Origin of the sequence: Xanthomonas sp. CFBP 8152, assembly GCF_014199025.1 — a bacterium.
GTDB classification, from domain to species: Bacteria; Pseudomonadota; Gammaproteobacteria; order Xanthomonadales; family Xanthomonadaceae; genus Xanthomonas; species Xanthomonas arboricola_B.
The window spans coordinates 136008-156196 of record NZ_JACHNO010000002.1; the positions used below are offsets into that span (position 1 = coordinate 136008).

Consider the following 20189-nt stretch of genomic DNA (forward strand, 5'->3'; position numbering starts at 1 on the left):
CGATGCGGTCCAACACGTCTCGTTCCGGTGGCTGGGCGCGGCGTCGTGACTCCCTGGCGGCGCCACTGTGGTCATCGATTCGGCGTCGTTCAAACGCCGGCGACGCCGCTTCGATGACCCGCTTCCGGCACGACGGCGATCGCGCGACTGCACCGCATCGGAACGCGTCACATCGTATGCGTCGGCTTGTCCGAGGTCGTCAGACCTGCCAGCAACATCTCGATCTTGTTGCGCACGCCCTCGCCTTCCGGGCCGTCCGGGAACTGCACGCCGATGCCGGCGGCGCGGTTGCCCTGCGCACCGGCCGGGGTGGTCCAGACAACCTTGCCGGCCACCGGCAGGCGCTCGCTGGAGTCCGGCAGGGTCAGCAGCAGGAAGACCTCGTCGCCGAGCATGTAGCGCTTGGGCGTGGGCACGAAGATGCCGCCGCCTTTCACGAACGGCATGTAGGCGCTGTAGAGCGCCGGCTTGTCCTTCAACGCCAGCGACAAAATGCCCTGGCGTGCATTCATTGCACTCATCGAGTTCCCCTAGAACGTGCCGGACGCTCTCCCTCGCGCCAGGCCAGCAACAGTTCCGTCACCGCCAGATCGGCGCGGACGGTGGTGCGCAGCAGGTCGCGGGTGCGATTGGCAGCGTCGAACCAGGTCGCCAGCTTGTGCAACCGCGATGGATCGGTCAAGCCGGCCGATGCCTGTGCCAGCGCAAGGTCCGCAGCGTGGCGCAGACGTTGGTCGGCCTGGCCGTCGTTGGTCCAGCGCTGCGCAACATCCACTGCGCTGGCGCGCCCGGCGGCGACCTGCTCCAGGTCCTGCGCCACCGCGCGGCGCACCGCCAGGCCATCCTCGCGCAGCCACTGCGCCGCGAGTCCCGGATGACCGCGTGCGGCATCCAGCGCTTCCTGTGCAGCGCGCTCGTCGACGCCTTGCGACAGCAGCCAGGCCAGCGCCTCGTGCGCGGGCGGCAGCTTGAATTCCAGACGCTGGCAGCGGCTACGGATGGTCGCCGGCAGGCGCGCCGGCTGCGCGCTGATCAGCCACAGGTAGCGCCCCGGCGAGGGTTCTTCCAGCGTCTTGAGCAAGGCGTTGCAGGCGGCGCGATTGATCGCATCGGCCGGGTCGACGATCACGATCTGGGCGATGCCGTACTGCGGGGTCAGCGAGAGTTTTTGCGAAATCTCGCGCACCTGCTCGATCACGATCTCGGTGCGCAGCTTGTCGCCGGTGCGGTTGGGAATGAACGAGATCAGCTGCAGATCCGGATGGGTTCCGGCGGCGATCAGCTGCCGGCTGCGCTGCGCCAGCGCCAGGTCCGGCGAGCTGGCCAGCACGTGCTCGGCCAGCGCCAGAGCGACCGCACGCTTGCCCAGGCCATCCGGCCCGCAGACCAGCAAGCCGTGTCCGAGCCGGCCGGCATCCAGCGCCGCCAGCGTCTGGTCGTAGACGCGCTGCTGCCAGGGTGAGAAGACAGTGGTCATGGAGTGGGCTCCGGTTGCGGCAGGCGACGGCGCTGCAGGTAACGCGCCACCGCGGCATTGTGCTCGGCCAGGGTGGCCGAGAACGCATGCGCGCCGGTGCCATCGCCGACCGCGACGAAATACAGCGCCTGGCCGGGCGCCGGACGCACCGCCGCCAGCAAGGCCTCACGGCCGGGCATGGCGATCGGGGTCGGGGTCAGCCCGGTGCGGGTATAGGTGTTGTACGGCGTATCGGTGGTCAGGTCGCGGCGGCGGATATTGCCGTCGTAACTGCTGCCGATGCCGTAGATCACGGTGGGGTCGGTCTGCAGCTTCATACCCAGCTGTAGGCGGCGCAGGAACACGCCGGCAATCAGCGGACGCTCGGAGCCCAGCGCGGTTTCCTTTTCGATGATCGAAGCCAGGATCAACGCCTGTTCCGGCGAGCCGAGCGGCAGATCGGGCGCGCGCTGCTCCCAGGCCTGCGCCAGCGCCTTGTCCATGGCCAGGTGGGCACGCTTGAGCACGTCCAGATCGCTTTCGCCGCGCTGGTAGAGATAGGTTTCCGGCAAAAAACGGCCTTCCGGGTGCTGATTGGCGAACCCCAGCCGCGCCATCAACGCCGCATCGTCCAGCGCGGCGATGGATTGCTGCAGCGGCGTGGCGGTGGCGATCGCGGCGCGCAGCTGGCGGAAGTTCCAGCCTTCCACGATGGTGAAGCGGTACTGGATCACCCGGCCCTGGCGCATGCGTTCGAGCAGCGCGCGCGGCGACAGCGCCGGCGCCAGCGCGTATTCGCCCACCTTGAGCTTGCCGGCCGCATCGACCTGGCGCGCGAGCAGTTGCCATTCCAGATCGGTGCCCTGCGCCACACCGGCGGCGCGCAATTTACGCAGCGTAGCCTTGAGCGAATCGCCGGGCGCGATCACCACGCTGGGCACGCTCGCGCTCACCGGTGTCTGGGCGAAGTGCAGGTAATGCCGCCACGCCACCAGTCCCGCAATCGCCAGCAGCGCCACGAGCAACAGGGCCGTGCCCAGCACGGCCAGACATCCACGTTTGCCAGTCACCGCCACACGCACCTCGTCATTGCCGCTGCACCGCGCAGGATACCGCGCGCCGGTGATGTCCCGTTGAAGCGCTCATGCCTGGTCGACGGCGCGCAGCACGCCGCGCGCCTTGGCGCGGGTCTCGTCCAGTTCGCGCTGCGGGTCCGAATCCACCACGATCCCGGCGCCGGTGCGGAAATGCACCCGGTCCCCGTCCGCCTCGGCGGTGCGGATCAGGATGTTCAGATCCATGTCGCCGTCGCGATTGAGCCAGCCGAATGCGCCGGTGTAGGCGCCACGCGCGGTGCGTTCGAGCTCGGCGATGATCTGCATGCAGCGCACCTTCGGGCAGCCGGTGATGGTGCCGCCGGGAAACACCGCGGCGATCGCCTGGCCCGGGGTGACGTCGGCGCGCAGACGGCCGCGCACATTGCTGACGATGTGGTGTACGTGCGCGTAGCTTTCCACGCCCATCAGCTCGTCCACTTCCACCGTCCCCGGCGCGCAGATGCGCCCCAGGTCGTTGCGTTCCAGGTCGATCAGCATGACATGCTCGGCACGTTCCTTCGGGTGGCCGACCAGCTCGCGGATGCGTGCGGCATCGTCGTCACCGGCAAAGCGCGCGCGGGTGCCGGCGATCGGGCGCGTCTGCACCACATCGCCCTGCACCGACACCAGCCGCTCGGGCGAGGAACTCACCACCGCGCGTCCTGCCGCGACGAACAGGCCGGCAAACGGGGCGGGATTGGCCGCGCGCAGGCGCGCATGCAACGCCGCCGGATCGACGGCAGCGGCAAACGCCGCATGCCAGGCGCGCGAGATATTGGCCTGGAACACATCGCCGGCGCGCAGATACTCGAGCACGCGCTCCACTGCATCGGTGAAGCGCTCCGGCGGGTCTTCGTCAACAGTCACCGGCCCGACCCAGCTGGGCAACGGCGGCAACGCGGCGCAGGCGGCAATGTCCTCGACGATGCGAGCCAGCAGATCCTCGCGGCCCGGCTCGGCCAACGCGATGCAGCGGCCTTGCACCCGGTCGCGCAATACCGCGGCAGGCGCGCGCACGGCCAGTGCGCTCGGCACGCCATCGCTGCGCGTGGGCAGCTGCAGAATCGGTTCGACCTGCGCGGCCAGCTCGTAATCCAGCAACACCGCCCAGCCGCCGCGAAACGGCCAGGGACTGGCCGCATCGTGCGGCACGCGCTCGGCCTGCCACGCCGCATCCAGCATTTGCAGAAATGCGCCGTCCAGCACGCGTCCATCGCCGTCGCGCGTGCGTCCATCGGCGTCCAGCCGCAGGCTTGCGCCTTCTGCCAGCAGCAACACATCCCAGCGACCGTGCGCGGTGCCGGAGGCGGTGGATTCGAGCAGTGCCGGATAACGCTGCGGCGCCAGCCGATGCAGCGCCAGCAGGTCGAGGTCGGCGTGCAGGGGTCTGGTGAGCGTCATCGGCCTGGTTGGGCGTGGGGTGCTAAGAGGCGCCGCCCTGCAAGGGAGGCAGGGCACGCCTGATGAGAGCGATCAGCTCGCGGAGCGACGTCCGGCCGCGTACACGCGTCCTGCGCGGCGTCCATGACCGGCGTGCACCGTGGACCGCGAAGCATTGTTCGCGGTCCACCAGCGCAGTGACGTCAGACGCGCTTGAACACCAGCGTGCCGTTGGTGCCGCCGAAGCCGAAGCCGTTGGACATCACCGCATCCACCTGCACCTCGCGCGCCACGTTCGGCACGTAATCCAGGTCGCAGCCTTCGCTGGGTTCTTCCAGATTGATGGTCGGCGGAATGATGCCGGTATGCAGCGCCATCACCGAGAAGATCGCTTCCACGCCGCCGGCCGCGCCGAGCAGGTGGCCGGTCATCGACTTGGTCGAGCTGACCATGGTCTTGTAGGCGTAGTCGCCCAGCGCGCGCTTCATCGCCAGGGTTTCGGCCAGATCGCCCAGCGGCGTGGAGGTGCCGTGCGCGTTGAGGTAGCCGATCTGCTCGGGATTGAGCTTGGCATCGCGCATCGCCGCGGCCATGCTGCGCGCCGCACCCTCGCCGTCTTCGCTGGGCGCGGTCATGTGGAACGCATCGGAGCTGGCGCCGAAGCCGACCAGTTCTGCATAGATGCGCGCGCCACGTGCCTTGGCGTGTTCGTACTCTTCCAGCACCAGTACGCCGGCACCGTCACCCAGCACGAAGCCGTCGCGCTGCTTGTCCCACGGACGCGAGGCGCCGGTCGGATCGTCGTTACGGGTGGACATGGCCTTCATCGCGCAGAAGCCGCCCACCGAACTCGGCGAGGAACCGCGCTCGGCGCCGCCGGCCAGCATCACGTCGGCATCGCCGTGCTGGATCATGCGCATCGCGGTGCCGATCGAATGGTTGGAGGTGGCGCAGGCCGATACGGCCGAGAAGGTCGGTCCTTTCAGGCCCTTGATCAGGCTCACCTGGCCCGGCAGCATGTTGATGATGGTGCTGGGCACATAGAACGGCGAAATCTTGCGCGCGCCGCCCTCATGGAATTTGATGGTCTGCTCTTCGATACCGAGCAGCCCGCCGATGCCGGAGCCGAGAATGGCGCCAACGCGTTCGGCGTTGCTGTCGTCGATTTCCAGCCCGGAATCGTCCAGCGCCATGAACGAGGCGCCGACACCGTAATGGATGAACGAATCCATCTTCTTGACGTCCTTGGCAGACACAAAAAGCGTGGGATCGAAATTCTTGATCTCGCCGGCGATCTTGGTGGTGAACTGCGAGGCATCGATCTGCGTGATCGGGCCGATGCCTGAGCGCCCGTGGATGATTCCATCCCAGCTGGTGACCAGATCATTGCCCAACGGCGACACCATGCCCATGCCGGTAACGACAACACGACGACTCATTGCAGATCTCCTCACCACGGACCGGACGGTGCTTGCGGTTTACGATTGACGCTGAAAAACACAGGGCCGCATCAGCGGCCCCATGGAATGTCTGACGCAGCAGCGGCTTGACGCACGCCGCCGCAGTCAGGAACAACGCATTAGCTCTTGACGTGAGCCTTGACGTAGTCGATCGCCTGCTGGACCGAGGTGATCTTCTCAGCCTCTTCGTCCGGGATCTCGCACTCGAACTCTTCTTCCAGCGCCATCACCAGCTCGACGGTGTCCAGCGAGTCGGCACCCAGGTCATCAACGAACGATGCGCTGGTGGTGACTTCTTCTTCCTTGACGCCGAGTTGTTCGACGACGATTTTCTTGACGCGTTCTTCGATGGTGCTCATTGGGGATATCGCTCCAGATGGAGTAGTGGTGGTACGAAAAAAACGCCATCGCCGCTGCGATGGCCGCGTTGGATAGTGTAGTGGAAGCGACCGAGCCTTGCATTGCATCACAACTCCCGGCCGATCAGCCACTTAGCGCCTCCCGGCACCGCACGCTTACGGCATGTACATGCCGCCGTTGACGTGCAAGGTCTCACCGGTGATGTAACCGGCGCTCGGGCCGGCCAGGAACGCCACCGCGTTGGCGATGTCGCCCGGTTGACCCAGGTGGCCCAGCGCGATCTGCTGCAGCAAGGCGGTCCTGGCCTCGTCCGGCAGCGCCTTGGTCATGTCGGTATCGATGAAGCCGGGCGCCACCACATTCACGGTGACCCCGCGCGAACCGATTTCCTTGGCCAGCGACTTGGAGAACGCGATAATGCCGGCCTTGGCCGCAGCGTAGTTGGTCTGGCCGGGATTGCCGGTCACGCCCACCACCGAAGCGATGTTGACGATGCGGCCCTTGCGCGCCTTCATCATGCCGCGCATCACCGCCTTGGAGGTGCGGAACACGCTGGTCAGGTTGGTGTCGATGATCGCCTGCCAGTCGTCGTCCTTCATCCGCATCAACAGGTTGTCGCGGGTGATGCCGGCGTTGTTGACCAGGATCGAGATCGCGCCGAACTCCTTGCCGATCGCATCGATCAGGCCATCGACCGCCGCAGCGTCGGTGACGTCGAGCTCACGGCCGTGGCCGCCCTGGGCACCCAGGCGCGCGCCGATCGCCGCAGCGCCGGAGGCCGAGGTGGCGGTGCCGATCACGGTGGCGCCTTGTGCGGCCAGCGTGTCGGCGATAGCCGCGCCGATCCCGCGACTGGCACCGGTGACGAGGGCGATCTCGCCCTGCAGAGGCTTGCTCATGAATGCTGTTCCTCGAATGGGGAGCTCGCGACCGCAGCCGCGAACGGTGAGGGCTGCCGGCAGCGCCGGCAGGTGCGTCGAATCAGTGCGTCCACGCCTCGAGCGCACCGGCGTAATCGGCAGGCGTGGCCAGCGGGCGGGCGTCCAGGCTCTTGTCGATGCGCTTGATCAGCCCGCTCAGCACCTTGCCGGGGCCGCATTCGGCGATCCGAGTGATGCCCTGGGCGGCCAGCGCCTGCACGCAGCCGGTCCACTGCACCGGCAGGTACAGCTGCTCGGCCAGCGCCTGGCGGATCGCCTCGCTGCCGGTGTGCACGCGCGCATCGACGTTCTGCACTACCGGAATCTGCGGGGCGTGCCAGCTCAGCCCGGCCATCGCTTCGGCGAGCTGGTTGGCGGCATCGCGCATCAACGGGGTATGCGAAGGCACGCTCACCGCCAGCTTGACCGCCTTGCGCACGCCGCGCTCGGCCAGCAAGGCCAGCGCGCGATCCACCGCCGCCGCATCGCCGCCGATCACGATCTGACCGGGCGAGTTGAAATTGGCCGGCACCACCACCTGGCTGCCCGCCGCCTCGGCACAGACCTCCAGCACCAGCGCATCCTCGGCGCCCAGCACCGCCGCCATCGCACCGACGCCGGCCGGCGCGGCCGCCTGCATGAACTGGCCGCGCAGCCGCACCAGGTGCGCACCGTCGTGCAGCGACAGGGCGCCGGCTGCGACCAGCGCGGTGTACTCGCCTAGGCTGTGCCCGGCCAGGACCGCCGGGCGCTGCCCGCGCTGCGCATTCCACAGTCGCCACACCGCCACGCCCGCGGCCAGCAAGGCCGGCTGGGTGTACTCGGTGCGGTTGAGCATCTCTTCCGGGCCGCCCTGGGACAGGGCCCACAGGTCGACGCCGGCGCCTTCGGAGGCTTCGGCGAAGGTTTCGCGGATCTGCGGATGCAGCTCGGACAATTCGGCCAGCATCCCTAAGGACTGCGAGCCCTGGCCGGGGAACACGACGGCGAGAGTGGATTCGGTCACGCGTTGCTGCCTACAAAAATCGAGCCGGGATGATACGTGCGAAATCGCCCCGGCGTCTGTACTGCCGCGTATGCAAGGCCCGGCCAGTGCGAGCACCGGCGCGCACGCAGCACGGCGTTGGGCAGGTCCATTGCGCCATTGGCGAGCCAGTCCACGCGAATCACCAGCACCAGCACCACGGCCAGGGAGGTCGCCGCGTGGATGGCCAGGATGGCCCGCGCCGCGCCCCGGCCGAGCGCCCCAGGCGACCGGAGAACTGCGCAAACCGCTGCAATCGTCGGTCACCGGATGCGCATGCGCCGCCACCGCCGGGCCGGCCGCATCGCTGGCGCGCGTCATCAACCGTTGTCGCTGAGCGCCCGGGCTGCCTGCCCGTAACCGACCACGTGCGGCATATTCACCGCTAGCGCCTGCAGTTCGCCGAGCGGCGCGCTTCCTGATCGCGCGCGGCATCGCCCTCACGGTGCGGCGGTGGACGCAAGGCGTCCAGGCCCCGGCGGCGGGCGAAGAAGTTGAGCGCTCCGAGCGAGACCGCCCGGCTGGCGCGGCGGCACTGCCTCAGCCAGATGCGCTGTCCGGCGATGACGATGGGTTCTGCCATGACGGAGGGGTCCTGCCACTGCCAGGCATCGCAGACCGACGCGGCGCTGCCTGCCGGACTCAGTAGCGCAGCAGCGCCGAGCCCCAGGTAAATCCACCACCGAACGCTTCCAGCAGCAGCAGTTGCCCCCGCTGCACGCGGCCGGAGCGAACCGCTTCGTCCAGCGCCAGCGGTACCGAGGCCGAGGAGGTATTGCCGTGGCGATCCACGGTGACGACCACCTGCTCCATCGGCAGATCCAGCCGCTTGGCGGTGGCTTCGATGATGCGCAAGTTGGCCTGATGCGGGATCAGCCAGTCCAGGTCATGCTTGTCGTAGCCATTGGCGGCCAGAGCTTCGTCGACCACCGAATCCAGTGCCTTGACCGCGTACTTGAACACGTCGTTGCCCTTCATCAGCAACGCACCGCCACCGTTCTTGCCTTCGCCGAAGCCCACCGACACGCCGACCGGATCCCACAGCAGCTCCTTCTTGCTGCCATCGGCATGCAGATGGGTGCTGAGGATGCCGGTCTCTTCGTCGGCCTTGAGCACGACCGCGCCCGCGCCATCGCCGAACAGCACGCAGGTGGTGCGGTCGGTCCAGTCGACGATGCGGGTCAGGGTTTCTGCGCCAACTACCAGGACGGTCTTGGCGTCGCCGCTGCGCACGAACTTGTCGGCCACGCTGAGCGCATAGACGAAGCCCGAGCAGGCAGCGTTGACGTCCATCGCACCGCACCCGACATTGCCCAGCCGCGCCTGCAACAGGCACCCGGTCGATGGGAAGATCAGGTCCGGAGTCGTGGTCCCGACGACGATCAGATCGAGCTCGTCGGCGGTGACGCCGGCCGCTTCCATGGCTTTCAGCGAGGCGAAATACGCCAGGTCGCTGGTGGTCTGGTCGTCGGCGACGATGTGACGCTCTCGGATACCAGTGCGCGAGTAGATCCATTCATCGCTGGTGTCGACGATCTTGGACATATCGTCGTTGGTCAACACCTTTTCGGGCAAATAGCTACCCGTGCCCGCGATTCTGGAATAGATCCGCTTGCTCATACTGTTCCCTGTTGCAAGAGCCGCGGTGATCGGCGGCTCCGGAAGAAGCGAGAGTCACCCGGCGGCGTCGAACGCGCCGGGTGCCACGAATCAATCTTCTTGAACGGCCGACGACTTGGTCGCAATCACCTTCTTGCCACGGTAGTAACCGTCGGCGGTGATGTGGTGGCGCAGATGGATCTCGCCGCTGGTCGGGTCGGTCGACAGCTGCTTGGCGGTCAGGGCATCGTGCGAACGGCGCTGGCCGCGACGCGACGGGGTAACTCGGGATTTCTGCACAGCCATGGGATTGCTCCAACTTAAGTTCGATAACTGGTCTGTCGAGTCGAACAGGACGCTTCACGCCCGCGCCGACCTGTCTTTCCGCCCTTCACAGCGGCGGTTACTGTTTTTTGAACGCTGCCAGCGCCGCGAACGGACTGGCCTTGTCTTGCTCTTCCTGGGTCGGAACCCACTCGGCCTCGACGGCTTCGCTACCCGGCGCCATCGGCACCACCGGTATCGACAGGACCAGTTCGTCCTCGACCAGATCCGTGGCCCGCAGCATGCCATCTTCAGGCACCAGCAAGGCCTCGTACTCGGCCGGCAACGCAGCTTCATCGGCTTCGTCGCGGATTAGACCAAGACGCTGCCTGATCTGCACCGGATATAGAAAACGCTGCAGGCTGCGCTGGCAGGCCAGCGGGAGCTCGACGTCGACACTGAGTTCGACATAGGCAACCTTCAGCAGGTCGTCATGATCGAACTGGAGCGAATAGACACACTCGCCCTCGGTATCGACCAAGCTGCCTTGCAGGCGGGTCATCGCAGAGAGCGGGATGCGGCCATCGAAGCGCCTGCGCGCTGCGACCATCCGCCAAGCATCCAGCATTTCGGGTACGTTCGCGGACATAAGCCGCAGAATGTTAAAGATCCGCCGACGCCCTGTCAAATCCCCCTATTCACGCGCTTGGCACAGCGCCAAGGCTGGCAGACTTCCCTGCCCGACGTCCTGTATAGCGCCCCCATGATGCCACGCCTGATTCTTGCCTCCACCTCTGTCTATCGGCGCGAGTTGCTCGGCCGGCTGCGCCTGGATTTCACCACCTCCCGACCGGAGGTCGACGAGCAGGCGCAGCCCGGGGAGCGCCCGGACGCGCTGGCCAGTCGGCTGGCTGCCGAAAAGGCGGCGGCAGTGGCTGCGCACGCGCCCGACGCCTGGGTGATCGGTTCGGACCAGGTGGCCGACCTGGACGGTCAGGCCCTGGGCAAACCAGGCACGCTGGAGCGGGCGCATGCGCAGTTGACCGCGATGTCCGGCCGCGTGGTGCGCTTCCATACGGCGGTAAGCCTGGTCGGCCCTGGACGCACCGCGCACGCGCTGGACCTGACCGAGGTGCAGTTGCGCCCCCTGACGCCAGCCGAGATCGACCGCTACCTGGCCGTCGAGCCAGCACTGGATTGTGCCGGCAGCTTCAAATGCGAGGGCTTTGGGATCAGCCTGTTCGACGCCATTGGCTCGCAGGACCCCACCGCACTGGTCGGTCTGCCGCTGATCGCGCTGGCACGGCTGCTGCGGCAGGCGGGGTTCGAGATTCCGTAAGAGTTGCAGTGCGGCCAGGAGTGGAGACCGCGCACGCACGGAAACGATCGGGCACGAGCAAAACTCCCCAATCCCCAATCCCTGCATCCAGGCACGCAGCCCTAATCGGGCCGAGTCAACTCACAGAACTGATACGGATAATCGGCCTGCCCCACGTGCGAGGACAGCGTACGGCAACGCGCAGGATCCAGCGTCAGCCCGTACGTGGCCAGGCGCTGCTGCGCGGCCTCGCGCACGGCACGGTCTGCGGCGGCGATGTCCAGCGCCCTGCCCCTGGCAACGTGGAGCACGCAGCGGCCCGGCTGCGATGCATCCAGCTCGGCGCGCAGGCCGCGCGCGATCAACCAGCGCAGGCGCGTGCATTGTGGTTGCACGCTCCACCCCAGCTGCTGCGCCCAGCGATTCATCCGGTCGATCCGCAGCTGCTGCTTGTCGCGCGCCGCGCCCAGCATGGCGTAGAGCTGCGGCCGCTCGGCAATCAGCGTGCGCACGCGCTGCCGGTACTGGTCGGTCTCGGCGATATTCGTCGCCACCCCGATATACCGTGCCTGCCGCGGAAGCAGCGGCACCCGCCAGGATTGCGGCTCGTCGCCGACCAGCAACACCGTGGAGGCGGCAGGATCGTCCATCACCGGTTGCTGCACCTGGAAGCTGTCGCGCGCCCAGGCCTCGTGCCCCCAATCCTTCCACCCGGCCACGGCGACCAGGGCGCATAGCCCGATCAACCAGGCCGCCTTGCGATCGGCGTGTGCGGCGAATGCGTGCCGGCATACGATCCAGAGCACCAACGGCGCAAGCAACTCCAGCACCACCAGATAGCGATGGATGCTGAAAATGGCCTGCCACAGCGCGTAAGCAACGCCGAAGAACACCAGCAGGACGGCGGCCGAGCGATCCAGCCCGACGCGCCGCACTGGCCGGCGCAGCAGCGTGCGTCCTGCAGCGAGCAGCGTCACCGCATACAGCACTGCCCAACCGGCCTGCACCAGACCGAGATCGCCGATACGCTGCGGCTTGAAGGTAAACAGCAGCGGCCAGATCAGCTGCTCGCCGAGATTGCGCGGCAACCACCGCACATCGGCGACCGATACGGGCTGCGCGAGCGCCGATTTGAAGACTCCGTTGAACTGCGGAAACAGCGGATTGCCCAGGTGCTGCCAGACCTGCCAATACCAGGGCCCGGCCACCAGCACCAACACCAGCGCCGCGACACCGGAAAGCACGCCAAGACCCAGCACGCGTGAGCGCAGCCGCCCGCCATCGCACAGGACCGCCGGCACCAGCGCCAACGCGTAGAGTGCATTGGTGAGCTTGAGCGAGACGGCCAGGCCGATCAGTGCGCCGGCAATGGCCCATCGATGCACGGCGTGCGCGCCCTGCCGCGCCCGCGCCTGGGCCGACAACACCAGCGCCAACGCCGCCAACACCGGGAGCGCGCTGGCGGTATCGCCCATGGTGCCGCCAAGCTCGGACAGAAACACCGCGCTGCACATGCCGGCCACTGCAAACAGCGGCGCCCACTGCGCGCGCCGCGCTTGCCCGGCCAGTACGCGCCATGCCACTGCCGCCACCGGAACGCACACCAGAGCATGCAAGCCGCCCAGCAGCAGCCCGGCCACCGGCCCGGGAAGCTGCAGCATCAGCCAGGCATGCAGCACATCGAGCAATGGGCTGAAGTAACTCTGCATCTGCGCCGGCGCCAGATCCACGCCCAGCCGGTCGTGCGCCCAGGCATCGCCGATGTAGAGGTGGTAGTTGCGCAGATCCCAGTTGGCGTCCTGGCCCAGCCCAAGCGAGAGCAGCGCGCCCAGTAGCACGACCGCCGCCACCGCCGCGGCGATCTGGCGGGGCGAATGAAAGCCGAAATGGCGATCGGCCCAGTGCAACAGCCGCTGTCGCCGGCCCACCGGCGTCGATGTCGCGATCGCTGCCATCAGCGGGCGGCTCCAGGCGCACGCGCAGCGACAACAGTGGCGACGCCCGGCTCGGCCAGATACGCCAGATGCTTGGCCTCGACGCGTCCGCGCGTGACCGTGTCCAGGATCAGCCCGCACGCCAGCAGCAGGAAACCCAGCAGCATCAGCGCCACGCACAGGATCGCGGTGGGGAACCGCGGCACCAGCCCGGTCTGGAAATAGGTTTCGAACAGCGGAATCGCCAGCACGATCGACAACATGGCGCTGAGCACAAAGCCGATGGAGAAGAACAACAGCGGCCGCTCGGCCTTGAACAACTTGGCGATGGTGGTGAGGATGCGCCAGCCATCGCGCCAGGTATTCAACTTGCTTTGCGAGCCCTCCGGGCGCACGCCGTAGGCGGTTTCGACCTCGGCCACCGGCATGCGCAACTGCAATGCGTGCACGGCCAGTTCGGTTTCGGTTTCGAATCCCCGCGCATGCGCTGCGAAGGATTTGACATAGCGCCGCGAGAACACGCGATAGCCGGACAGCATGTCGTCGAAACTGCGACCGAACAGCAGCCCTGCGCAACGCGTCAGCAACACGTTGCCGATGCGATGGCCGGGCCGATACGCAGCCTGTTGCCGATCGCGGCGCGCGCCGACCACCATGTCCAGTCGCTCGTCGATCAGCTTGCGCACCAGCGCCGGTGCGGCGGCCGCATCGTACGTGGCATCGCCATCGACTAGCAGATAGATGTCCGCGTCCACATCGGCAAATCCACGCCGCACCACATTGCCCTTGCCCTGCAGCGCCACGCGGCTCACCTGCGCGCCGGCCGCCAAGGCGATCGCCGCGGTGGCATCGCTGGAATTGTTGTCCAGCACATGGATCGCCGCGCCCGGCAAGGCGCCGGCAAACGCAGCGACCACCGAGGCGACCGTCGCCGCCTCGTTATGGCAGGGCACCAGCACGGCGATTCGGATCCCGGGCACAGGGGCGGGAGGGGCAACAGTCATGGCGTCGGTCATTGCGTGATCTAAGGCGCGGAAACGGTGATGGGCTGTTCCCACCAGTCCTCGACGCTGCCGTCGTGGCCATGCAGGCGCAGTCCCAGCCAATGCGTGCCCGGCGGCAGCGCATGCGTGTCGAAGGTGGCGTTGAAACCGACGTTGGGGTGCTGCGGGTCGGTGGAGATCTTCCAGTACGGGCGCACATCCAGCGGCGCGCCGTACGCGGCCTGCGCGACCGGACGCCCGTCCAGCAGCAGCTCCACCTGCGACAGCCCGACGCCGTCCTTGAATGCCCAGCCGCGCACCTGCACCTGCCCAGCCACGCGCACGTCCGGCAGCGGCGTATCGATCCAGGCCATCGCCGGGGCGATGCACGGCCCGGGCTGGCGTTGCGCCGGCAGCGCGAACAGCAGGAAGCGCTGGTAGCCGTGATCGGTGGAGACCACGGTGGGCGGCGGCAACGGCCCGACCATCTCGCAGATGGCGTGATAGCGCTTCAACAGGTCGCGATAACGCTGATCGCTGGGCGAGAGCACCAGCAGCCGCAGCCCGTTGCGCGTGCCGTCGCTGAGCAGCCCCCACTGCTGCAGCTGGGCGCTGCGCCCGTGCTTGTCGTTCAACTCCGCGCGCAGCACTTCCACATTGGCATCGTGCAGTTGAAAGCCCAGCTCGGCACCGACCTTGAAGTTTTCCGCCAGCACGCGCGTGCCCGGCGGCATCTGCGCGAGCTGGATCTTGACCGCGCGCGCCAGATCCTTCCATCCGGCGAAGTTGCGCGGATAGTATTTTTCGCCGGCCGCATGCGCGCGAATCGACGGCACCGACACGGCCAGGTAATAGCCGTACGCACCCAGGGTGCCAAGCAGCGCAATCGCCCAGGCCGCGCGACGCAGCGTATGCGGCCAACGCATCAGGATCACCGGCACCGCCACCAGCAAGGCCAGGTAGCCCGGCAGCGGCCAATGGAAGCTGATCCGCTCAGCATCGCTGAAGAAGCCGAGCACGAAGATCGCCACGGTCGAAATCCCGCCCAGCAGGCCGAAATACCGCCATTGCGCACGCGAACCGCCACCGGCACGCGTGCCGGCCAGGCCGACCTTGAGCATCGCCCAGGCCAGCAGTGGGGTCACCAGTACCGCCTGTATCAGCAAGAACCACAGCCCGGTGATCTGAAAGCGCCATGGATGCCGATCGACCAGCTGGAAGCGCAGCCCGGCCTCGTCATGCTCGGTGTTCCAGAACAGCAGCGGCAGCCAGCTCACCGCGCCCACCGTCAGCGCCATCCAGATGCGCGGGTCGCGCATGACCGTGCGGCCCTGCGGAATGCACAGCAGCGCGATGCAACCCACCCCGATCACCCCGGCAAAACGGTAGTGACTGAGCGCGCCGATCACCAGGCCGATGGCGAGCTCGAGCGCGCTGGTGGCATCGACCTCGCGCAGCAGTCGCGCGCCGGCATCCATGCACAACACCGCCGCCAGCGCCATCGGCACATCCGGCACCGCCAGGATGCCGAGCGTGGCCGACAGCGGCATCAGCAAGCTCAGGCTGCCGGCCTGCCAGCCCAGCGTGGAGCCGAACCAGCGCGTGGCGATATGCGCGATCAACCAGGGAATCAGCGCGGCAATGGCCAGAAACGGCAGGCGCAGGGCCAGCAGATGATGTCCGCCCAGTTCCACGCCCAGCCGCGCCAGCCAGGCGGTCATGCCCGGCAGATCGGAATACGCGCCGGCCAGATGCTGGCCTTCCTGCCAGTAGAACGCCTCGTCGACGAACAGCTGCAGCCGCGCGGCGATCAACAGCTTGACGGCCGTCGCCAGTGTCCACAGGATCACGAAGGTGCGATGTGCGCGTTGGTCCCCTTGCATTGCCCTGTGCACTCTTCTTTCACCTACGGAGTTGTGATGTCGACACCGCTGCGTTCCACGGAAATGCTAACCGATGCGCTGCGCCAATCGCTGCGGCACGCACAAGACCAGGTCAATTCGCTGCTGCTGGGCAAGGCGCAGGAAGTGCGCCTGGCGTTCGTGGCACTGCTGTCCGGCGGCCATCTGCTGATCGAAGACCTGCCCGGCCTGGGCAAGACCACCCTCGCCCATGCGATGGCCTCCAGCCTGGGGCTGGGCTTCCAGCGCGTGCAGTTCACCTCCGACCTGCTGCCGGCAGACGTGCTAGGCGTGTCGGTCTACGACGCCGCCTCGCGCCAGTTCCAGTTCCATCCCGGCCCGGTGTTCACCAACGTGCTGCTGGCCGACGAAATCAACCGCGCGCCGCCGCGCACGCAAAGCTCGCTGCTGGAGGCCATGGCCGAGCAGCAGGTCACGCTCGATGGCGTCACCCATGCGTTGCCGGAGCCGTTCTTCGTGATCGCCACGCAGAACCCGGTCGATCTGTCCGGCACCTTCCCGCTGCCGGATTCGCAACTGGATCGCTTCCTGCTGCGGCTCAGCCTGGGCTACCCCAGCGCCGACGCCGAGCGCGCGTTGCTGTCGGGCGTGGATCGGCGCGAACTGATCGCCCAGGCCGCACCGCAGCTCAGCGACGCCGACGTGGTGGCGCTGCGCACGGTGGTGGGCCAGATCCATACCAGCGATGCACTGATCGGCTATGTGCAGGCCTTGCTGCTGCGCAGCCGCCAGCACGCCGGAGTGCGCGTGGGGCTGTCGCCGCGTGCCGGCATCGCGCTGCTGCGTGCGGCCAAGGCCTATGCGCTGCTGCTCGGGCGCGAGCACGTGCTGCCGGAAGACGTGCAGGCGTTGTTCGTGGCGGTGGCCGGGCACCGGCTGGTGCCGGAAGCCGAATCCTCGTCCGGGCCGGCGCTGGCCAAGGCGCTGCTGCACAGCGTGCCGGTGGACTGACCCAGGTGCGTGCGCACGTGCGCGGCATTGCCCGCCGACTCAGCCTGCTGGCGCGTCCGCGGGGCGCGGAGGCCTTGCCGATCGTGCTGGATCGGCGGCGCATCTACGTGCTGCCGACGCGCTTCGGGCTGTTCGTCACCGCCTTGCTGCTGGCGATGCTGCTGGGCGCATTGAACTACAACAACAACCCGGCCCTGCTGCTGGCGCTGTTGCTGGCCACCGCCGGGATTGCCAGCAGCATCATGGCGCACCTGCAGTTGTCGGCGCTGCGCGTCGAGGCGGTCTCGGCCGAACCGGTGGTGGCCGGCGAGCCGCTGCGCATGCGGGTGTCGCTGGCACGTCGCGACGCCCGCGTGCGGCGTGGGCTGCGCCTGGATCACCTGGACAGCAGCGGCTTCTGTGCGTTGCGCGAGCACGACATGGCAGAGGTCGACCTGCCGGTGCCCACCGCGCGGCGCGGCTGGCAGGACATCGAACGCATCCGCCTGTCCAGCACCCAGCCGCTGGGGCTGGTGCGCGCCTGGTCGTGGGTCTGGCCGGAAACGCCGCTGCTGGCCTATCCCAGGCCCGAGGAACAGGGGCCGGCGTTGCCCGAGGGCGCCGGCTCGCCCAACCAGACCCGCCTGCATCCGCAGGGCGAGGAGTTGCACCAACTGCGTCCGTATCGCGCCGGCGATGCACCACGCACGATCTCCTGGAAGCACTCGGCGCGCCGCGACAGCCTGCTGGTACGCGAATACGAGCAACCGCTGGGCATCGAAGTCACGCTGGACTGGCGCACGCTCAATGCGCTGCCGTACGAGCGCCGCATCGCGCGGCTTGCCCGCTGGGTCAACCTGGCCGAGCGCGACGGCCGGCGCTACCGGTTGCTGCTGCCGGGCCAGCCACCGCTGGGGCCTGCGCAAGGTCCGGCGCACCATCATCTGTGTCTGCGCGCCCTGGCCCTGCTTCCCCATGACTGAGCCATCCGTCCCGATCACCCAGGCCAGCCGCGGCTGGGTGCTGGTCGCCAGTTGGCTGGCACTGGCGCCGTTGCTGTTGCAGCTGCCCGGCCTGCTCGCCGGCACCATTGCCGTGGCCGCCGTGCTGGTCGGCGTGCTGAGCTGGCGCGGCACCGTGATGGCACCGGTGCGGCTGTTGCTGGTGGTGGCGATGCTGGGCGCGGTGTACTGGCAGATCGGCATGCGCTTCGGCCGCGATACCGGCTGCGCGGTGCTGGCCGCGATGCTGGCGATCAAGGCCTCCGAGCTGCGCACCTTGCGCGATGCGCGCAGCCTGCTCGGCTTTGCGTTGTTCGCCCCGTTCGCGGCGTTTCTGCTCGACCAGGGGCCGGCGACGATGGGGCTGGCGCTGCTGGCGGTGGTGAGTGCACTGCTGAGCATGCAGCGGCTGGCCGACGAGGAACACCGCACCGCCACGCCTGCGCTGCGGATGCAGTTGCGCGGCATCGGCAAGCTGGTCGCCATCGGCGTGCCGCTGGCCCTGGCCACGTTCTGGCTGCTGCCGCGCCTGAGTTCCCCGCTATGGGGCGTGCCCGAGCGCGCGCTGTCGCGGCCGGGCCTGTCGGACAACATGTCGCCGGGCGAGTGGATCGACCTGATGGCCGACGACAGCCCGGCGCTGCGCGTGCAGTTCAGCGGCAAGGCGCCACCGCCGCAGCAACGCTACTGGCGCGGGCCTGTGATGTGGGACTTCGATGGCCGTACCTGGCAGCGCGCGCGCTGGACCGGCCGCGGCCAACCCGCCTCGGTCACCGCCGGGCCGCAGCGCTATCGCTATCGCCTGGACTACGAGCCCACCGATCGTCGCCAACTGGTGTCGCTGGACCTGCCCACGCAAGCGGTGGCCAATGCCGAGCTGTCGCCCGACTACGAACTGTTCGCACAGCGGCCATTGAGTGCGTTGACCCGCTGGGAGCTGCAATCGGCGCCACCGTCACGCTTCGACACCGACCTGCCGGACCAGTTGCGCAAGCGCGCCCTCGCGCTGCCGCCGGGCTTCAATCCACGTACGCTCGCGCTGGCGCAGCAATGGCGCGCGGAAGCGGGCAGCAACGACGATGCCGTGGTGCAGCGCGCGCTGCAGTGGATCACCCGCGACTTCGCCTACACGCTGGATACCCCGCTGCTCGGCCGCAACAGCGTCGACGAATTCCTGTTCCAGCAGAAGGCCGGGTTCTGCGAGCACTTCAGCTCTTCGTTCGTGGTGCTGATGCGCGCGGCCGGCATCCCGGCGCGCGTGGTCACCGGTTATGCCGGCGGCACCTACAACGGCTTCGGCAATTACTGGGTGGTGCGGCGCATGGATGCGCATGCCTGGACCGAAGTCTGGCTGGCCGGGCGCGGCTGGGTGCGGGTGGACCCCACCGCCGCGGTGGCGCCGGAACGCATCTACGACACGCTGGAAGACCGCGTGCAGGTCGGTGCAGGCAACAATTTCGCCCAGCTCGGCATGTGGGCCAGCCTGGGCCAGGTCAGCGACCTGCTGCGCCGCGGCTGGAACGATCTGGTGCTGTCCTTCGATGCCGACCGCCAGCAGCGGCTGCTGCAACCCTTCGGCATCGATCGCCTGGACAGCGGACAGTTGGTCCTCATCTTCGGCGTGTTTGCGCTCAGCGCGCTGGCGTGGATGGGCTGGCTGCTGGCGCGCGGCGAGCGCGAGCGCGACCCGCTGCTGCGCGCCTGGCATCGCCTGGGCCGCCGCTACGGCAAGCTCGGCCTGGCCCGCGAACCGCACGAACCGGCGATCGCCTGGGCGCAACGTGTCGCCCGTTCACACCCGAATCCGGCATTGTTGGCGCTCAGCCAACGTTTCGCTGCCGCGCGCTACGCTGGCGCTGATTTGGACAGCGCCTCACTCCTCAAAGATCTGCAGCAGCATCGCCCGCGAACCGGAGCTTCCTCATGAGTACCCGCTTTCTTCTTCCCATCGTCGCCGTGCTCGGGCTCGCCGCCTGTGCCACCGCGCCCAAGCCGCTGCAGGGTCAGTTCCCTACGGTCAGTCCGAGTGATTCCACCGCCAGCACCCAGGTCGGCACGTCGGTGCGCTGGGGCGGCAAGATCATCCAGACCAAGCCCGGCCAGGGCCAGACCTGCTTCGAGCTGATCTCGCGTCCGCTCAACGCCAGCGGCCGTCCGGACCGCAACGCCGTGGACGCCAGCGATGGCCGTTTCCTGGCCTGCCGCTCGGGCTTCTACGATCCGGCGGTGTTCGAGCCCGGCCGCGAAGTGACCTTCATCGGCAAGATCGAAGGCTACGAAACCACCAAGATCGGCGAGTACGACTACAAGCTGCCCAAGGTCAATGCCGACGTGGTCTACCTGTGGCCGGTCGTGCGCGAGGTGGATGTGGTGCCGGCCTACCCGTACGGCCCGTGGGGCGACCCGTGGGGCCCGCGCTGGGGCGGCGGCTGGGGCTGGGGCCGCGGCTGGTGGTAATCGACCGCTGAGTCAGTGACACGCAAAAACGCCGCTCGCAGGGAGCGACGTTTTTTTTATGCGATGCGGCGGCTCGAACAGGCG

The 20189-nt window shown here is 67.9% G+C and carries 20 protein-coding genes; 5 read left to right on the forward strand and 15 right to left on the reverse strand.

The window, feature by feature from the left end; translation table 11 throughout:
* Positions 1–167: 167 nt before the first annotated feature.
* The 12 genes from FHT09_RS08115 to FHT09_RS08170 all read right to left on the reverse strand — a co-directional run bounded on the left by FHT09_RS08115 (position 168) and on the right by FHT09_RS08170 (position 10209).
* The gene (locus FHT09_RS08115; RefSeq protein WP_024938459.1) at positions 168–521 is read right to left on the reverse strand and encodes a PilZ domain-containing protein; all 354 of its coding nucleotides are present in this window, start codon (positions 519–521) and stop codon (positions 168–170) included.
* The gene (locus FHT09_RS08120) at positions 518–1477 is read right to left on the reverse strand and encodes a DNA polymerase III subunit delta' (RefSeq protein WP_104604417.1); all 960 of its coding nucleotides are present in this window, start codon (positions 1475–1477) and stop codon (positions 518–520) included. The genes FHT09_RS08115 and FHT09_RS08120 overlap by 4 nt, the downstream gene beginning before the upstream one ends.
* Positions 1474–2538 carry an endolytic transglycosylase MltG gene (mltG, locus tag FHT09_RS08125; protein WP_184416909.1) on the reverse strand — a complete coding sequence of 355 codons (1065 nt, stop codon included), beginning with the start codon at positions 2536–2538 and terminating at the stop codon, positions 1474–1476. The genes FHT09_RS08120 and mltG overlap by 4 nt, the downstream gene beginning before the upstream one ends.
* A gap of 60 nt (positions 2539–2598) precedes the next feature.
* Complete coding sequence (locus tag FHT09_RS08130; RefSeq protein WP_104604413.1) at positions 2599–3954, reverse strand: aminodeoxychorismate synthase component I; 1356 nt, start codon at positions 3952–3954, stop codon at positions 2599–2601.
* A gap of 182 nt (positions 3955–4136) precedes the next feature.
* Positions 4137–5372 carry a beta-ketoacyl-ACP synthase II gene (fabF, locus tag FHT09_RS08135; RefSeq protein ID WP_104604410.1) on the reverse strand — a complete coding sequence of 412 codons (1236 nt, stop codon included), beginning with the start codon at positions 5370–5372 and terminating at the stop codon, positions 4137–4139.
* A 140-nt stretch (positions 5373–5512) separates the two neighbouring features.
* Entirely contained in the window at positions 5513–5752 is a 240-nt protein-coding gene (gene acpP, locus FHT09_RS08140) for an acyl carrier protein (RefSeq protein WP_002814322.1), read from the reverse strand.
* 156 nt (positions 5753–5908) lie between these two features.
* A complete protein-coding gene (gene fabG / locus FHT09_RS08145; protein ID WP_104604408.1) occupies positions 5909–6652 on the reverse strand; it encodes a 3-oxoacyl-ACP reductase FabG in 744 nt (247 codons plus the stop codon).
* A gap of 82 nt (positions 6653–6734) precedes the next feature.
* Positions 6735–7679, reverse strand: a complete 945-nt coding sequence (gene fabD / locus FHT09_RS08150; protein ID WP_104604406.1) for an ACP S-malonyltransferase — start codon at positions 7677–7679, stop codon at positions 6735–6737.
* Between the two features lie 403 nt (positions 7680–8082).
* A complete protein-coding gene (locus FHT09_RS20230; RefSeq protein ID WP_258077151.1) occupies positions 8083–8280 on the reverse strand; it encodes a hypothetical protein in 198 nt (65 codons plus the stop codon).
* A gap of 59 nt (positions 8281–8339) precedes the next feature.
* Complete coding sequence (locus FHT09_RS08160) at positions 8340–9317, reverse strand: beta-ketoacyl-ACP synthase III (RefSeq protein WP_104604404.1); 978 nt, start codon at positions 9315–9317, stop codon at positions 8340–8342.
* A gap of 90 nt (positions 9318–9407) precedes the next feature.
* Positions 9408–9602 carry a 50S ribosomal protein L32 gene (gene rpmF / locus FHT09_RS08165; protein WP_003483870.1) on the reverse strand — a complete coding sequence of 65 codons (195 nt, stop codon included), beginning with the start codon at positions 9600–9602 and terminating at the stop codon, positions 9408–9410.
* 97 nt (positions 9603–9699) lie between these two features.
* On the reverse strand, positions 9700–10209 hold the full coding sequence (locus tag FHT09_RS08170) for a YceD family protein (protein WP_104538349.1): 510 nt from the start codon (positions 10207–10209) through the stop codon (positions 9700–9702).
* Between the two features lie 114 nt (positions 10210–10323).
* Between FHT09_RS08170 and FHT09_RS08175 the strand changes: the two genes are divergently transcribed.
* Positions 10324–10899 (forward strand): Maf family nucleotide pyrophosphatase, encoded by a 576-nt coding sequence (locus FHT09_RS08175; protein WP_184416911.1) that lies wholly within the window; start codon positions 10324–10326, stop codon positions 10897–10899.
* A 101-nt stretch (positions 10900–11000) separates the two neighbouring features.
* On the opposite strand, the gene FHT09_RS08180 is transcribed toward FHT09_RS08175, so the two are convergent.
* From FHT09_RS08180 to FHT09_RS08190, 3 genes are read right to left on the reverse strand one after another with little or no spacing between them, the layout of a single operon-like run.
* Positions 11001–12833, reverse strand: a complete 1833-nt coding sequence (locus tag FHT09_RS08180) for a hypothetical protein (protein ID WP_104604402.1) — start codon at positions 12831–12833, stop codon at positions 11001–11003.
* Positions 12833–13816 carry a glycosyltransferase gene (locus FHT09_RS08185; protein ID WP_104604594.1) on the reverse strand — a complete coding sequence of 328 codons (984 nt, stop codon included), beginning with the start codon at positions 13814–13816 and terminating at the stop codon, positions 12833–12835. The genes FHT09_RS08180 and FHT09_RS08185 overlap by 1 nt, the downstream gene beginning before the upstream one ends.
* Positions 13817–13836: 20 nt before the next feature.
* Complete coding sequence (locus tag FHT09_RS08190; RefSeq protein WP_104604400.1) at positions 13837–15678, reverse strand: glycosyltransferase family 39 protein; 1842 nt, start codon at positions 15676–15678, stop codon at positions 13837–13839.
* 36 nt (positions 15679–15714) lie between these two features.
* On the opposite strand from FHT09_RS08190, the gene FHT09_RS08195 reads away from it, so the two are divergent.
* Genes FHT09_RS08195 through FHT09_RS08210 form a run of 4 tightly spaced genes read left to right on the forward strand, consistent with a single transcriptional unit; the run spans position 15715 to position 20105 of the window.
* Positions 15715–16668, forward strand: a complete 954-nt coding sequence (locus tag FHT09_RS08195; RefSeq protein ID WP_104604398.1) for a MoxR family ATPase — start codon at positions 15715–15717, stop codon at positions 16666–16668.
* Positions 16669–16673: 5 nt separating this feature from the next.
* A complete protein-coding gene (locus FHT09_RS08200) occupies positions 16674–17630 on the forward strand; it encodes a DUF58 domain-containing protein (RefSeq protein WP_104604396.1) in 957 nt (318 codons plus the stop codon).
* On the forward strand, positions 17623–19575 hold the full coding sequence (locus tag FHT09_RS08205; RefSeq protein ID WP_104604394.1) for a DUF3488 and transglutaminase-like domain-containing protein: 1953 nt from the start codon (positions 17623–17625) through the stop codon (positions 19573–19575). Before FHT09_RS08200 ends, FHT09_RS08205 begins: the two co-directional genes overlap by 8 nt.
* Positions 19572–20105 (forward strand): Slp family lipoprotein, encoded by a 534-nt coding sequence (locus FHT09_RS08210; protein WP_104604392.1) that lies wholly within the window; start codon positions 19572–19574, stop codon positions 20103–20105. The genes FHT09_RS08205 and FHT09_RS08210 overlap by 4 nt, the downstream gene beginning before the upstream one ends.
* The last annotated feature ends 84 nt before the right edge of the window (positions 20106–20189 follow it).